General features: G+C 67.9%; 14 protein-coding genes and 2 pseudogenes. 10 read left to right on the top strand and 6 right to left on the bottom strand.

Features of this window, described 5'->3' with window-relative positions; genetic code table 11:
• Positions 1-17 precede the first annotated feature (17 nt).
• Positions 18-632, top strand: coding sequence for a hypothetical protein (locus AB5J53_RS44715; protein ID WP_369251295.1), 615 nt, complete (start codon positions 18-20; stop codon positions 630-632).
• A 260-nt stretch (positions 633-892) separates the two neighbouring features.
• On the opposite strand, the gene AB5J53_RS44720 is transcribed toward AB5J53_RS44715, so the two are convergent.
• Positions 893-2,338: a glyceraldehyde-3-phosphate dehydrogenase gene (locus AB5J53_RS44720; RefSeq protein WP_369251296.1), complete on the bottom strand. Its 1,446-nt coding sequence runs from the start codon at positions 2,336-2,338 to the stop codon at positions 893-895.
• A 165-nt stretch (positions 2,339-2,503) separates the two neighbouring features.
• On the opposite strand from AB5J53_RS44720, the gene AB5J53_RS44725 reads away from it, so the two are divergent.
• A complete protein-coding gene (locus tag AB5J53_RS44725) occupies positions 2,504-2,755 on the top strand; it encodes a hypothetical protein (protein WP_369251297.1) in 252 nt (83 codons plus the stop codon).
• A 531-nt stretch (positions 2,756-3,286) separates the two neighbouring features.
• Positions 3,287-3,484, top strand: coding sequence for a hypothetical protein (locus AB5J53_RS44730; RefSeq protein ID WP_369251298.1), 198 nt, complete (start codon positions 3,287-3,289; stop codon positions 3,482-3,484).
• Positions 3,485-3,543: 59 nt separating this feature from the next.
• On the opposite strand, the gene AB5J53_RS44735 is transcribed toward AB5J53_RS44730, so the two are convergent.
• Positions 3,544-3,975, bottom strand: a complete 432-nt coding sequence (locus tag AB5J53_RS44735; RefSeq protein ID WP_369251299.1) for a winged helix-turn-helix transcriptional regulator — start codon at positions 3,973-3,975, stop codon at positions 3,544-3,546.
• Positions 3,976-4,222: 247 nt separating this feature from the next.
• On the opposite strand from AB5J53_RS44735, the gene AB5J53_RS44740 reads away from it, so the two are divergent.
• Entirely contained in the window at positions 4,223-4,402 is a 180-nt protein-coding gene (locus tag AB5J53_RS44740) for a hypothetical protein (protein ID WP_369251300.1), read from the top strand.
• 57 nt (positions 4,403-4,459) lie between these two features.
• Here AB5J53_RS44740 and AB5J53_RS44745 read toward each other — a convergent pair whose 3' ends face one another.
• The gene (locus tag AB5J53_RS44745; RefSeq protein WP_369251301.1) at positions 4,460-5,341 is read right to left on the bottom strand and encodes an LLM class flavin-dependent oxidoreductase; all 882 of its coding nucleotides are present in this window, start codon (positions 5,339-5,341) and stop codon (positions 4,460-4,462) included.
• Between the two features lie 271 nt (positions 5,342-5,612).
• Positions 5,613-6,632: an aldo/keto reductase gene (locus AB5J53_RS44750; RefSeq protein WP_369251302.1), complete on the bottom strand. Its 1,020-nt coding sequence runs from the start codon at positions 6,630-6,632 to the stop codon at positions 5,613-5,615.
• A gap of 153 nt (positions 6,633-6,785) precedes the next feature.
• Here AB5J53_RS44750 and AB5J53_RS44755 point away from each other — a divergent pair, with 153 nt between their 5' ends.
• Positions 6,786-7,376, top strand: coding sequence for a TetR/AcrR family transcriptional regulator (locus tag AB5J53_RS44755; RefSeq protein WP_369251303.1), 591 nt, complete (start codon positions 6,786-6,788; stop codon positions 7,374-7,376).
• Between the two features lie 438 nt (positions 7,377-7,814).
• Here the strand turns inward: AB5J53_RS44755 and AB5J53_RS44760 are convergent.
• Positions 7,815-8,963, bottom strand: a pseudogene (locus AB5J53_RS44760) (chitinase); the annotation flags it as partial.
• A gap of 261 nt (positions 8,964-9,224) precedes the next feature.
• On the opposite strand from AB5J53_RS44760, the pseudogene AB5J53_RS44765 reads away from it, so the two are divergent.
• The 5 genes and pseudogenes from AB5J53_RS44765 (at position 9,225) to AB5J53_RS44785 (ending at position 13,062) form a co-directional block, all read left to right on the top strand.
• Positions 9,225-10,298: pseudogene (locus tag AB5J53_RS44765) on the top strand (hypothetical protein).
• A gap of 147 nt (positions 10,299-10,445) precedes the next feature.
• Positions 10,446-10,685 (top strand): hypothetical protein, encoded by a 240-nt coding sequence (locus AB5J53_RS44770; protein ID WP_369251304.1) that lies wholly within the window; start codon positions 10,446-10,448, stop codon positions 10,683-10,685.
• Entirely contained in the window at positions 10,685-11,062 is a 378-nt protein-coding gene (locus AB5J53_RS44775) for a fic family toxin-antitoxin system, toxin component (RefSeq protein WP_369251305.1), read from the top strand. The genes AB5J53_RS44770 and AB5J53_RS44775 overlap by 1 nt, the downstream gene beginning before the upstream one ends.
• Positions 11,063-11,502: 440 nt before the next feature.
• Positions 11,503-11,637: a hypothetical protein gene (locus AB5J53_RS44780; RefSeq protein ID WP_369251306.1), complete on the top strand. Its 135-nt coding sequence runs from the start codon at positions 11,503-11,505 to the stop codon at positions 11,635-11,637.
• Positions 11,638-12,366: 729 nt separating this feature from the next.
• The gene (locus AB5J53_RS44785) at positions 12,367-13,062 is read left to right on the top strand and encodes a hypothetical protein (RefSeq protein WP_369251307.1); all 696 of its coding nucleotides are present in this window, start codon (positions 12,367-12,369) and stop codon (positions 13,060-13,062) included.
• A gap of 624 nt (positions 13,063-13,686) precedes the next feature.
• On the opposite strand, the gene AB5J53_RS44790 is transcribed toward AB5J53_RS44785, so the two are convergent.
• Entirely contained in the window at positions 13,687-13,890 is a 204-nt protein-coding gene (locus AB5J53_RS44790) for a cold-shock protein (protein ID WP_020120296.1), read from the bottom strand.
• Positions 13,891-14,034 lie beyond the last annotated feature (144 nt).

Raw genomic sequence — 14,034 nt, forward strand, 5'->3', positions numbered from 1 at the left:
TGCCGCACCATGAGAACGTGCGCGCGAGACTTTCGTACCAGCAGCAGGACGAGCGACCGGCCTTCTCGCTGGCGGCCGCGCTGTGGCGCGTCGGGGCCGAGGCCGTACTCGACGCGTGGACGACCGGTCCGGACGGTTCCCCCGTGTTCCGCGGCGCGGCGAGTCCCTCCGCGGATACGGACGACGCTGTCATCCTCCTGTGGTCGGCCGTCGCCGCAACCTCGTGGGGCGATATCCCGGCGGACTCCGGCCTGCCCAGCGGGCTCACCGGCACCGGCGGGGCCCGTCTCGTCCCGGTCCGCCTCGATGACACGCCGCTGCCGCCCTCCCTGGGCAGCCTGCGCCACCTGCGCCTCGCGGAGGGTACGGACCGTATGACGGACGTGGCGGCGGCCATGATCATGAACATCGGTTCAACCACCGTGTCCGCGCCCGCCGTTCGGGGCGACATCCGCGAAGACTCCCCGGCCATTGCCGACTTCGGCCGCCTGGGCCTGTTCGCGGCCTGTCCGCGCTGCGGCGTGAGCAGTGACCGGCTGCGCCCGTACATCACCGTCGACCACTTCAGCGACCGGGCTCTGCGCCTGGTCATCTGCGGCGCGTGCGGCTGGCAGGACGCCTGCGATCTCTGATTCCGGCGAACCGGAAGATTTCTGACGACCCGGAAGCACGCGACACGCGGGCGTGCGGACCGAAACCGTACGAGCCGACACCATGCGATGGGTTCTCCCGGGTCGGCAGACGGGGCGGGGGCGTTCGGCAGGAGGGCAACCGGATGCCGATCGGGATCGGCTGCCCTTCCATCGCCCGCCCAGCCCGACCGGACACGGGATCGGTCAGTACGTCGAGATCAGTACGTCCGGATCAGTGCGTCGAAATCAGTACGTCGGGATCAGACCGCCGGGCTCGGGTACGTCGGGTACTCCACCCCGGAGACGTGCTGGACGACGCGGATGACCTGGCAGGAGTAGCCGAACTCGTTGTCGTACCACAGGTACAGAATCGCGTTGTCGCCGTCGACCTTGGTGGCACCCGCGTCGACGATCGAGGCGTGGCGCGAGCCGATGAAGTCGCTGGAGACCGCGTCGGGGGCCGTGGTGAAGTCGATCTGGCGCTTGAGCGGCGAGGTCAGCGACACATCGCGGAGGTGGTCGAGGACTTCCTCGCGGGTGGTCTCGCGCCCGAGCCGCAGGCTGAGGATCGCGATCGAGACGTCCGGCACCGGGACGCGGATCGAGCTGCCGGTGATCGGTGCCTTGAGGTCGGGCAGCGCCTTGGCGACGGCGGAGGCGGCACCGGTCTCGGTGATGACCATGTTGAGCGGCGCCGAGCGGCCGCGGCGGTCGGCCTTGTGGTAATTGTCCAGCAGGTTCTGGTCGTTGGTGAAGGAGTGGACGGTCTCCACGTGGCCGCGCAGAACGCCGTACTCGTCAGCCATCGCCTTCAGCGGCGGGACGATCGCGTTGGTGGTGCAGGAGGCGCAGGAGAGGATCTGCTCGTCCGGCTTGATCGTGTCGTGGTTGACGCCGTGCACGATGTTGGGGACGTCGCCCTTGCCCGGCGCGGTCAGGACGACCTTGTCGATGCCGGGGCGCAGGTGCTCGGACAGGCCCTCGCGGTCGCGCCACTTGCCGGTGTTGTCGATGAGGATGGCGTTCTTGATGTCGTACGTCGTGTAGTCGACCTCCGACGGGTCGCCCGCGTAGATCACCTTGATCTCGTTGCCGTTGGCGATGATCGTGCTGTTCACCTCGTCGACCGTGATCGTGCCCTGGAACTGGCCGTGGATCGAGTCGCGGCGCAGCAGCGAGGCGCGCTTGACGATGTCCTGCTCGCCGCCCTGGCGGACGACGATGGCGCGCAGCCGCAGGCCGTTGCCGGAGCCGGACTTCTCGATGAGCAGGCGGGCGACGAGACGACCGATGCGGCCGAACCCGTAGAGAACCACGTCGCGCGGCTCCCGGCACTCGATCTTGTTGGCGCCCGTGGCTCCGGCGACGGCCTCGGAGGTGAACTCCTCCACCGAGAGACCGCGGTCGTCGGTCCTGTACGTCGCGGCCAGCATGCCGATGTCGATCTGGGAGGGGCCGAGATCGAGCGCGGTGAGTGCCTGCAGGAACGGCAGCGTCTCGGTGACGGAGAGCTCCTCGCCGGCGATCTGCCGGGCGAATCGGTGCGTCTTGAGGATGCTGACCACCGACTTGTTCACCAGGGAGCGGCTGTGAAGCAGGATCGTGACGTCCCGTTCCCGGTGCAGCTTCCCAATGAGGGGGATCATCGACTCCGCGATCTCCTCGCGGTTCTTCCAGTTGGTGAACGAGTCGTCGTTGACAGTCACAAGTTTATCTTTCGAGCTAGGCGGTGCTCATATGCTAAACCGTCGCCTTTTTGATCATGCAAGGGGTGCCCTGATCGGGTCTCATGGCCTCACCGGCCCGCGCGCAGATCCGCACCGACCTCCGCGCCGAAGCGGGCGCGCACCTGCGGCGTGTTGCAGAAGGCCGTGAACAGGCAGCCTCAGCTGCGGTGTTGGAGTGTCTGGTCATGCGGCAAGGGCGAGATCGCGCATGCGGGCGAGGGCCTGGACGGCGCGGCGGAGGCCGTCGCCGCGCTCACGCGGCTGAACCGGGCCCGGGAGTGCGTCGACGTCGTTCGCATGCATCGGCTCGCCGCAATGGGAGCAACGCAGGTCGACACTGCTGACCTCGCCGCACGCGTGGTGGCGGTACTCCCCGCGACCAGTCTCCGCTACTGAGGGGTTTCGGCCTGGGTGACGGCGATCTCGCCGGTGGGTGTGTCCCGGTGTCATGGGGTATTCCGGTGGGGGTGGCCTGACCGCGAAGCAGCGGGCTCAGCGGGAGCAAGTACGGTTCGAGGCCGCCGAGTTATTCGCTCAAGGTGTGCCGCCGTCGTAGGTCGCGCGGCGGTTACGGGTCTCCCGGAAGTCCGCCTGTGCCTGGCATGCCCGCCGGCGAGAGGGCGGTATGGCGGCTTCGCGGTCCAAGGGACCGTCGGGGACGCCGGCAGTGCACCGGGGCGAGCGCACCCACACCGTCTACCTCGACGACCTGAGCACCCACCTCGTGGGCGACTGGCTGCGCGAGCGCCGCCGTCGCTGGCTCCAGGCCCCCCATCCGCACCTGCTCATCACCACTCCTACCGGCACCCGGCATCACCGCACCTCAGCTACTTCGCTCCGCGCGCCGCCTTCGACCAGATCGGGCTGCTGCCGCGCCAGGTATGGGCCGACCGCATCCTGTAGGAGGCAGGAGAGACCGCTGATCCTGTGCACCTCGTGCGACTCTTCGGCATCCACCTCAACATCGTCGTGAAGTACGTGCAGACAACGCATCCGGACAACGCGCCACCCCGGATCCGCCGATCGGCCGACGCGGCGGACGAAGATGCACCTGCGGGCAAGCTGCCGCGTGCCCTCCTGCTCCGACGCTGTTACGGCGCGGTCGCCGACTGGGCGGTCCGCTGAATACTGAATGGCTCCCGTAGCCGACCACATTTCGTTCCCGCACAACCCGAGTCAAACGATCAGGGGTTGGCGTCCGTGAGCGGTTCTGGTGGTGACGGCTGTGGCGGATTGCCGTCTTCGACGCCGCCCATGCGGTTGCCGTCGGGATGGTGGACCGGGCGCGATGGGGCATACCGCTGTCCCCACTGGCGCAGCTCGGCGAGGACCGGAAGGAGGGCGCGACCGGCCCCGGTCAGGAGGTACTCGTAGCGCTCCGGACGATCCTGGTATTTGCGGCGTTCGACGACGCCGACCTCCTCGAGCTTGCGCAGCCGGGCGGCCACCATCTGGCGTGGCGCCCCGGTCCGGGTGCGGATCTGGTCGAACCGGTGCACGTCGAAGCCGATCTCCCGCACCACCAGCAGTGACCAGCGGTCGCCGATCAGCTCGAGGGCGTCGGCTATCGAGCAGATCCGGGTCCCGTCAGCGGCGAACGTATCGAAGTTTGCCATCGTCACCTCCTTCTGGTCGCTTCGGCGCCTCCAGTCTAGTCGGTTTGATTTTTAGACTGACCGTGCAACACAGGGAGCGCTCTGCCTCGCGTTCGCAGCGCTGGTGCACACCCGGCATCCTGCCAGCCCGGCCATGGTCCGCACGCTGGTCAGCGGTGCCGGTCTCCAGGACCCCGGGCTTTGGTACTCGTCGCACTCACGCCCGACCGCCACCGCAGGCTTGGCTCGACCAATCCGCTTGATTCGGTTGCTGCAGGCCGATGACGGACAGGAGTTCGAGCTGCTCGACAAGGCCAAGCTGGACCTCGAACGGCACGGCGGCCGCACTTCCCGCGGAGTGGCCGTCCGCGTCCCACAACGACTCCTTGCCCCGACCACGGCGAGCTGGCGCAACCCCACACCGGCAAGCCAGCTGTCCGCTCACTGACCGCCTACGACCACCAACCCTTGGAAGAGATCATCCAGTAGTCCGAACGGCCGGCGTTCAAGCGGCTCCCGACGTGCTGATGAGCTCGTCGGTGACCCACCGTGCGACGTCGGCGGGGTAGGGCGCCGGCAGTCCGAGGACGATGTGCCGGAAGCCGGCGTCGATCGCGTCGCCGATCGCGTCCCGCGTGACGCCGGGCTGGTCGTAGGAGACGGGCAGGTGGATCGAGCGGGTGACCGAGGCGGGGTCGCGGCCGATCTCGGCGCAGTAGCGGTCAAGGAGTGCGCTGCGGTTGATGACGTCCTCGATGTCGCCGCCCGGGATGTTCCACAGGTCGGCGTGCTCGGCGGCCACGCGCAGCGTCGGGGACGAGCGTCCGCCGATGAGGATCGGCGGGTGGGGGCGCTGGACGGGTTTGGGGTTGCCGAACGCTCCGGTGAGGTGGTGGTAGGTGCCGTGGTGGTCGAACGGTTCCTCCTCGGTCCACAACCGCCGGATCACCGTGCAGGCTTCGGCGAGGCTCCCCACGGCATGCGCGGAGTCGTGAAAGGGCAGGCCGTGTGCTTCGTACTCACGCCGGGCCAGGGGATGTCCGGGTCGTGAGCCGACGCCGATGCCGAAGTCGAGCCGTCCGCCGGAGACGATGTCGACCGTCGTGGCGATCTTGGCCAGCATCGCGGGCGGTCGGAACCGGTTACTGGTCACCAGCACGCCGAGCCGCAGTCGTCGGGTGTGCGCGGCGAGGGCTGAGAGCAGCGTCCAGCCTTCGTGGGTCGGACCGTCGGGGTCGCCCCCGATCGGCATGAGGTGATCGAACAGCCACGCGTGCTCGATCTCCGGGATCGTGTCCGCCTCGCGCCAGACCCGCAGGACGTCGTGGTAGTCGACCTGCATGGGGGCGGTCATGATCCCGAAACGGGGCCGGGGCGTGTGTGGCATGGAGCCGTTGGTCCTTTCGACGCCGTCGGTGCGCCGGCTGGGGCGTGTTACCGAGGTTCAGGCGGAACGTGCTTCCGGAAGGTGCGGGACTTGATTCGCTTGGGCGGTTGCGGCGAGGACGTGGCCTTCACCCGCTGCGATGAGCTGCGGCACCTCCCATCTCGGCGGGTGCCGGCGAGCTGGAGGAAGAACACCTTCTCGCCGGGCGCCTGCGCGATTCCCGCGGGCGCGGGAGCTGCGGGGGAGGATGTGGAGGCTGTACCTCGGACGATCAGCGGCGCCGCAGTGACGGGTCGAGCAGCGCGGGCGGGGTGTCGTACTTCTCGTCCGCGGCGAGGTCGGTGCCGGGTGCGACGATGGCGTCGATCGCGTCCAGTACGTCGGCGGAGAGCACGGTGTCTGCGGCGGCGAGTTGCGAGTGCAGGTGGTCCAGTGTGCGGGGGCCGATGAGCGCGCTGGTCACGGCGGGGTGCGCGGTCACGAATCCGAGCGCGAGCTGGATCATGGTCAGACCGGCTTCGTCGGCGACCTTGGCCAGCTGCTCGACGGCATCGAGCTTGGCCCGGTTGGAGGGGATCGTGGTGTCGAAGCGTTGCGGCATGAACGTTGAGCGGCTGGTGACGATTTCCTGGCCCTCGCGGATCGTGCCCGACAGCCAGCCCGAAGCCAGCGGGCTCCATACCAGCACACCGAGCCCGTACTGCTCGGTCACGGGCAGCACGTGGGTCTCGATCCCGCGCTGCAGGATCGAGTAGCTGGGCTGTTCGGTGACGTAACGGCTCAGGTGGTACTCGCGGGCGGCCCACTGGGCTTGCACGAGGCGGTAGGCCGGGAAGGTCGAGGAGCCGAAGTAGCGAATCTTTCCCGCGCGCTGCAGATCGGTCAGGGCCGACAGGGTCTCCTCGTCGCTGGTGCGCGGGTCCCACCGGTGGATCTGGTAGAGATCGACGTGGTCGACGCCGAGCCGGCGCAGGCTGTTGTCCAGCTCGGTGACCAACCAGCGGCGCGAACTGCCCTGGTGGTTGCGCTCGTCGCCCATGGGCATGCTCGCCTTGGTGGCCAGCACGATGTCGTCGCGTCGGCCGGCGATGGCTTTGCCGACCATCTCTTCCGACTCGCCGTCGCTGTACATGTCGGCGGTGTCGATGAGGTTGATCCCGCCCTCGAGAGCGGCGTCGACGATGGCGGTGGCCTCGTCCTGGGTGGTGCGCCCGATCTTGCCGAAGTTCATCGCGCCGAGCGCGAGGGAGCTGACCTGCACACCGGTGCGGCCCAAGGTGCGGTACTGCATGACCGTGTTCCTCCATTGCGGATGAAGCGTGGTGAATGCATGGCTTGGTTGTCGGCCCTTGCTCTGACATCATGAGCAAACGGAACCTTGTCCCGTTTGACGATACGGGACGCTGTCCCGTTTAGCAATCGCGGTAGCGGAGAGGACGGCGCGGTGAACGACAGCGACCAGGGCGCAGGGCACACGGCCCGGCCCAAACGGGCGGACGCCCGGCGCAACAAGGAGACCCTGCTCGACGCGGCCGCCGCGATCTTCGTCACGTCAGGCGTGGAAGCGCCGATCCGTGACATCGCGGCCAAGGCCGGCGTCGGGACGGCCACGATCTACCGCCACTTCCCGACGCGAGCGGACCTCATCATCGCCGTCTACCGCCACCAGGTCGAAGCCTGCGCCGAGTCCGGTCCAGCCCTCCTGGCGACCAGCCCAACTCCGCACGCCGCACTAGGGCGATGGATCAACCTCTTCGTCGATTTCCTCGTCACCAAGCACGGACTCGCCGCCGTGCTGCAGTCCGACAACGCCGGCTTCGACACCCTGCACGCCTACTTCCTCGACCGCCTCCTGCCCGTGTGCACCCAACTGCTCGACGCCGCAGCCGCCTCCGGCGAGATCCGATCCGACCTGCAGGCCTACGAACTCATGCGCGGCGTCGGGAACCTCTGCATCGGCGCGGACGGCGATCCCCGCTACGACCCACGCCGACTGGTCGAACTCCTCATCGCAGGACTGCGCCGACCGCACTGACTACCGGACAGGCAACTATCGATTCGAAGAACTGGGCGCTGAAGATCCGGAAGGCTGGACGCGCTCGGAGATCAGCTCGGTCACGATATGGCCTTGCCGTACTCGAATGCCTCGACGAGGGCGGGGATGCCGAAGCCTCAGGAGAACACCCGGGCTGGAGCCTGGTGGAGGTAGGCGGAGCCAGCGGATGGTGGCGACCCCGGGCGGGGCGGCAGTGGGCTGGGCAGGGCGGCGGACCGGCTCGGGCCAGGCGGCCGCACGCTTGCTGTCCCGCTGCATGGCAAGGCGCGGGTCCTCGCTGGCCAGTTCGGCGTGCACAAGCCGGTCGGTGCGGGCCGGCTCGCGGCGGAAGGATGCGGTCTCGGGCCCGGTCCACGGCCGCGTGCGCTCCACGCGCACCGCCCGCTCTGCCGCGGGACGGCACCACCAACAGCCATCGGGTGTCAGCTCGTTGGCGTACAGCCCGGGGATCCCCGGGCCTGCCCCGATCGAAACAGCCTGACGACCCCCCTAGTTGACGCCGACGCCGCGTGTGAACGGCTCGAAGGTGTGGCTGAAATGCCAGGGGTCCTGGGCGATCCCGGAGCAGGAGTTGGCGCCGGCGGTGCCTACGCAGCCGCCGTTGTCGCGCTGGAGTGCCCAGAAGGAGAGCGTGTTGATGCCCTTGGCGACGGCCCACTTCTCGACCGTGACGGCGTCCTGCGTGGTGAACGTCTCCTCGGGTCCGTAGTCGTCGATGCCGGGCATCTCGGTGACGCCGATCATGTGCCAAAGCTTCGTCGGGTTCTTCTTCGGGTAGAGGGCCGCCAGTTGGTCGTGCAGACCGGAGGCGGCCGTCTCGGTGTCGGCCGCCATGTCGTGGGTGGCGCCGTCCCAGTAGTCGAACGTCATGATGTTGACGACGTCTACGCGCGCGCCGTTGTCGACGGCGTTCTGCAGCAGGGCCACGCCGCTGGGCGCGAGGCCGGTGGTGGTCGTGGGGAGGGTGTAGGAGAACTGCACGTGGTGGCCGGTGCGTTCGGCCCAGTGCTGGACCTTGGCGATGGCCTTGTTGCGGCGGGCGATCCCGGCGGTGTTGTTGATGGAGTCGGCCTCGATGTCGAGGTCGATCCGGGTGACGCCGTAGGTCGTGACGAGGCTTTCGTACACCTTGGCGATGGAGTCGACGCTGGTGCAGCTGTCGGCCAGTTCGGTGCCGGTGGTGTCGGCGCTGTAGCCGCCGAAGGACGGGATGACGTTGCCTCCGCGGGCCTGGATCTCGGCGATGTCACTGCCGAAGGTCGCCTTGCCGATCGGCTGGGAGGACTCACCGTTCCAGTAGGCGGTGCATGATCCCGCCCCGGCTGTCTGGAGGAAGGCCATCGTGAGGTACTTGTTGCCCGACTCGATGGCGAGCGTGGCCGGGCTTTCGCCGGTCCATGCCTCGAAGTACGGCGCCGCAACGTGTGCGGGCATGGGCTTCGCGGCGTACGGGGGTGTCGATTGCGCGGCGAGCGCGCCACCTCCTCCGACGGCAACCAGCCCGGCCGACAGGGCGGTGACGGTCATGCAGGACAGCAACACGCGAAGAGGACCAGGTCGTCTCATTGACGCTCCCATAGTGAAAAAGAGCAGGCGGGGACAGCGGAAAGACAGAACCGAGAGACGCACGCCGGATCGGTGAGCGCCGGCGAACTCCCCCCTTAACGGGGGCGAACGACGACCATCGTTGGACTAGACCAATCATCTGTCAAGGTTCTTTACAGTTAACTGACCCGAGTTGGCCCGGGGATCCCCGGGCCTCTGGGGTCGATTCCGCAGGTCGATGCACACTCGTTGCGGCGGCACGTCCGATTCGCCCAAGCCGCCGTGAGTCTGGACCTGAGCAACGACGAACTCCTCTGGCCCACATCGCTGTTCGTGTCCGAGGTGGAGTGCGTCCTCCGATCCACGGGCTCTTGGCGGGGCCGGGCGATATGGCTCATGCCTGAGGCCTGGCTGGCGGAACCGCAGTCGCCGGCTTCGAGGACCTGCCCAACCACACCGTGCCGACAGCCGATCCCTGGGCGACCACCGCCACCGGCTGGGGCACCAAACGGGCCGTAATGGACCCGCACGACTGGTTCACGGAGCTCATCAACCGGGCGCCCGAGCTCAGGCACGCGGCCACGCCACGACCGTACTGGCCGCAGCGCCGTGGCAACGGACTCGCCCACGACGGCAGTACCGCGCGGGACACCCGACGTCACTTCGCGCGGCTCGTCGGCGAGTTCGCCGACAACGGCTACCTGGCTGAGGTGTTCGGCGAGGAACGCGTCGACGATCACAGCGAGCTGTTCGACGCTTCCGAGGTGATCGACAGGGCGCCTGGGCATCCCTGATCTGTGACCTCTGGCGCCGTAGGTGTGGGACGAGGACACCTTCTACGGGCTGATCGAAGTGTTCCATGACCTGGTGAGCCGCCCCCGCGTGCGGCACTTCCACTCCTACAGCGGCTGCGGATGGCGCCACTCGGAGTTCCGTAACGGCCCGGCACGCGTCCTGTACCGGTGGAAGGCCAACCAGCTGGTGCGCTCGGCCGGCATCGAGTACGAACTGGCCGCGGAAGGCGAGGACCTGGGGCGCATGACCGCCGTCACCGACGACGCCCGAAGCCGGCTGGTTCACCGAGCGCTCAACGACAGCGCACCCGACATCACCACTCGCATCCGCCACGCCATCGCGCTCTTCCGAGGACACGACACGTCAACCGAGGGCAGGCGGTTGGCGATCGTCACCCTCGCGGGCATCCTCGAAGAACGCCGCTCACTGATCAAGGAGCAGGTCGGGAAACCCGATGAAGGAGCGCTGTTCGAGATCGCCAACCGCTAGGATCTGCGCCATCGCAGGGCTGACCAGCGCGGTGAATACGACGAAGCGTTCCTCGACTGGATCTTCTGGTGATACCTGGTCACGGTAGAAGTCACCAACCGGCTGATCGCCTCGCGGAACCTCGCCTGAGACGGCGGATCAGTCGTCGAAGCAGTGGCCCTGGCCCTGCTTCCAGTCCGGCCTCTGCCGCCCGCTGGTAACAGCTGTTACCATTCTGCTATGGCGAAAACACAACTCGGTGCCAGGGTCGACGACGAGATCGCCGAACTTGCCAAAGCGCGGGCCAAGGACCGCGGGTTGAGCATGGGCGACTACATCGCAGAGCTGATCCGGGAAGACGCCGAGGGCCTCCGCGCCCGCGGGCTGGAGGCAGCCCGCCGGTTCCTCGATGAGCACCAGACCGTCTTCGATGAGGCCGAAGATGCCGGGCAGTCTGCCCCGGGGGCGCGCGCCGCGTAATGGATCTGCACATCGATGTTCCCTGGATCCTGCAGGTCGCCGAGATCGCCGGGGCAGGTGACCCGGCACCCGACGACTACGGGGTGCCAGTGGCCGCCGTCGCCTGCCACCGGGCCGAACTGCTCGAGCAGCCGGTCTACGACGGCCCTTACGCCCGGGCTGCGGCCCTGGTGCACATCCTCGGCCGCTGCCGCTGGCTGGAGCGCTCCAACATGGCGGTTGCCGCTGCGACCGGAGTCATGTACCTCGAAGCCTCCGGCATCCCGGTCAAGCCCACCCGCGAAGACGCTGTCGCCCTGCGTGACCTGCTCCGTGACCCGGCCTGCACGGCCATGAAGATCGCTGGTCTGCTGCGGTCCTGGCCCACTGCCACCTGATTAACTGCCCCTGCCTGCAGCCCGTCTCTTCCCATCCGCACGGGCCGCCGTGCTCCACGCCGCCAGTACATTCTGGTGCTGATGGGGCATCATGCGCCGTGTGGAGACGCCGTGTTCGCGGTGTGGCCGTCTCGTGACCCGTCGAGGTGGTGTCCGCCGCCTGGTCGCTGCGCGCACCGTGACCCGCGTTCATTCCGCGGTGAAGGCTCTCTGGCCCTTCGCCAGGCGGCGCACGTTATGCGACCCGCCGTCGGAGCATCGTGACGACAGACTGCGGGCCATGCCTGTTTGGGGTTGAATGGCTCATTCGCCTACATCCGGGGGGACGTATGTGGATGGCCGCTTCTTTCCCACTTGCACTCTCTGACGACGTTGGGTCGTGGTCAACTGCCCAGTGAGCTTTCGTGATCACCATGGGCATCCTCGGGAGGCTGGCGTTCATGGGGATCCTCTTGGCGGCCCTCTTCGGCGGCCCAGTGGGAGCCTTCTTCGCCCTGCTCGCCGTCATCCTGCTGTGGCTCTTGGGCCACTGGATCTGGACAGCGTGGCTCGCGCCGCTCCTCGGCGGCTCCTAAAGGACACGACGAAGCCCCAGCCGGAGGCGGTGCCGCTGAACCTCGCCTCGGCGAAACCGACCGTGCCGCCGCTGAACGTCACGCCGACGAAGGAGACCGCTCCTCGAAGGCGGTTGGTTGAGAAGCTACCGCCGTCGAAGACGGCGCCGGTGAAGTTGAAGTCGTGCTGGCACCAGGCGGCGGGTGCGTCCGGGTGCTGTAGATGGTTGTGGAAGACGCGGATGACGGTCTGCCGGACTTCCCGCTCACCGGCCTTGTGCTCGGGGGCTGTCGGGTCGGGTTGGTAGGGCATTCGGAGGCAGGCGCACAGGACGTCGACGCGCACCTGGCGTTGTTCTGCCCAGTCACGCCGGTGAGACGGACGGCGTCCTGGACGTGGCCGAGCTGTCGGCGGCGGTGGTGTACCGCTCGGCGCGCTGGCTTGCGTCCGCGCGGTGTGCGTCCCCCTCGGCGAGGAGCTGTTTGCGGTAGGCGTAGAGACCAGCGAGGACGCGGCTCGCTCGGCCGCCCCAAGACCTGCGGGGCCGAAGTGAGGGTGGCGATCGTGGCCACAGTGACCAGCGACCCTGCGTATCCAGCGGATGTGTCAGCACCGAAGCCAACGAACTCTGCCCATCGGTTGGCCCGAAGACGCCCTGGACCACCCCTGCGGCTGCTACCTCGGTGACCCGAGCCTCGGAATCAACACCTCTCCACGAGCTTCCGCGGGGCAGCACTAGGATCTTCGGCATGGCGAAGGGCAAGGTGCAGCGGCGGGCGCGGAAGGTCCTGGGAGAGGAACCCGTGGCCTTGGTCTGGTGTGAAATCCACAAGCCAATCCCCGTGCCGCCCAAGGAAGTTCACCGTGCCGCGGGCAAAGGTCGCCTGAAATCGCGCCACCACTGGTTGTTGTACGCCGGGGCCGTGGTGTTCTTCTTCGTGGTCGTGCCGATGATCTTGATCGACAAACTCGGCCGCAAACTGGACCAACTGCTGTGGTCCGGACGGAGCCGTAGCCATAGGACCGGACGGCCACGGACGACTCCACCTGACGCACAGCGCTCCGGCCGAGACCGCTCCCGTGAGAGCGATCCCGAGCAGGATCCGACCAACGGCGTCTTCGACGGGGACTGGAACCTGACCGCGGGCCAGCTGCTGCTGCGCTGGTACGGCCACTCGCCCAGCCCCAAGCGCCTGGTCATGCTGGCCCGCGACCGCATCTGCGTGGCCGCGTCCCCTCGCCGCCGGCTGTCGCCGACCAAGGCCGACGACTTCCGGACGGTCAGGGAGTTCACCCTCGACCAAGCCCGGATCGAGGGCGAAGCGGGCCAGCCGCGCGGGTACGCCACCTTCCGGCTCTGCTTTGCCGACGGTTCCTGGCTGGAGGTGGGCCGACTCGGCGAGCCGGAAGACGCCGATCACTTTCTGCGCACGGTCAGCGGCTGATCAACCCTTCCGGCCCGCCACGGCCGCTCAGTTGGGCTTGCCTCCGCAGCGCAACTGGCCGTGTGAGTGGAGCTCGTCAGCGACTCCTCCGACGTCCTGGTGGTGGAGGCGATGTCCACGGGTCGTCCGGGGCATCCCTGGATCTCAGCCCGGTGGCGGGTGGCTGCCCGGCCGGCGGCACCACAGGATCCGGGCAGCACCCAGAGCGTCGGTGCCGGTGCTCCCTACCGCACCTGTGCCACCGGTCGTCGCCGCACGACCGAGGTGTGAAGAAGACCGCCCGCCAGCGAGCCACCACCTCCTGGTCCCAGCTGCACCGCCAGCTGGGCTCCGAGCTGCCGCACCTGCATCCGGATGATCAGGTGGAAGTCCTCGTTCAGGTCGACGTGACAACCCCGGCGGACGAGCCGCTTCTGTCAGCCCTCATCGCAACGAGCTGTGCGCGGCCAACGCCGGGTCGGCCGCGCAGCTCCTGCCACCTATCGAGCCACCGCCTTCGCCGACACCACTGTGGTACCGGGGGCTGCTCATCCCTCGGAATCCGCTTCACGTCGAGTTGAGACGGTGATTACTTGGTTCGTGCTCCAGCGGTGGCCTTCCGCCCGCTCCTGCGGGGCGCTGTGGTCACACTGGTCGGATGTTCTCCGCCTGCGGTCCCTTCTGGCCCTGGGTGACGTCGAACTCGACTTTCTGCCCCTCCTGCAGCTCGCGGAAGCCCTGGGCGGCAATGTTCGAGTAGTGGGCGAAGACATCAGGTCCGCCGCCCTCCTGCTCAATGAAGCCGAAACCCTTTTCGCTGTTGAACCACTTCACGGTGCCCTTGGCCATGGCCTGCTCCTTCGAGGAAAGCCGGGCTCGCACTCTGCAGGCCCGGGAGGTGATCGCCCTGGTCCGGAGAGGCGCTGAACAGCAAGAACGCCCATGATCGTGATCACGGGCGAACGGGACTTCGGAACCACGACTGCTGATTAC

It is taken from the genome of Streptomyces sp. R41, assembly GCF_041053055.1.
Classification (GTDB): Bacteria; Actinomycetota; Actinomycetes; order Streptomycetales; family Streptomycetaceae; genus Streptomyces.

Coding starts and splice junctions, on each gene's coding strand:
- AB5J53_RS44785 (WP_369251307.1), top strand. CDS start 12,367: ATGGCGAAGGGCAAGGTGCAGCGGCGGGCGCGGAAGGTCCTGGGAGAG.
- AB5J53_RS44790 (WP_020120296.1), bottom strand. CDS start 13,890: ATGGCCAAGGGCACCGTGAAGTGGTTCAACAGCGAAAAGGGTTTCGGC.
- AB5J53_RS44735 (WP_369251299.1), bottom strand. CDS start 3,975: ATGGCAAACTTCGATACGTTCGCCGCTGACGGGACCCGGATCTGCTCG.
- AB5J53_RS44770 (WP_369251304.1), top strand. CDS start 10,446: ATGGCGAAAACACAACTCGGTGCCAGGGTCGACGACGAGATCGCCGAA.
- AB5J53_RS44750 (WP_369251302.1), bottom strand. CDS start 6,632: ATGCAGTACCGCACCTTGGGCCGCACCGGTGTGCAGGTCAGCTCCCTC.
- AB5J53_RS44775 (WP_369251305.1), top strand. CDS start 10,685: ATGGATCTGCACATCGATGTTCCCTGGATCCTGCAGGTCGCCGAGATC.
- AB5J53_RS44745 (WP_369251301.1), bottom strand. CDS start 5,341: ATGCCACACACGCCCCGGCCCCGTTTCGGGATCATGACCGCCCCCATG.
- AB5J53_RS44780 (WP_369251306.1), top strand. CDS start 11,503: ATGGGGATCCTCTTGGCGGCCCTCTTCGGCGGCCCAGTGGGAGCCTTC.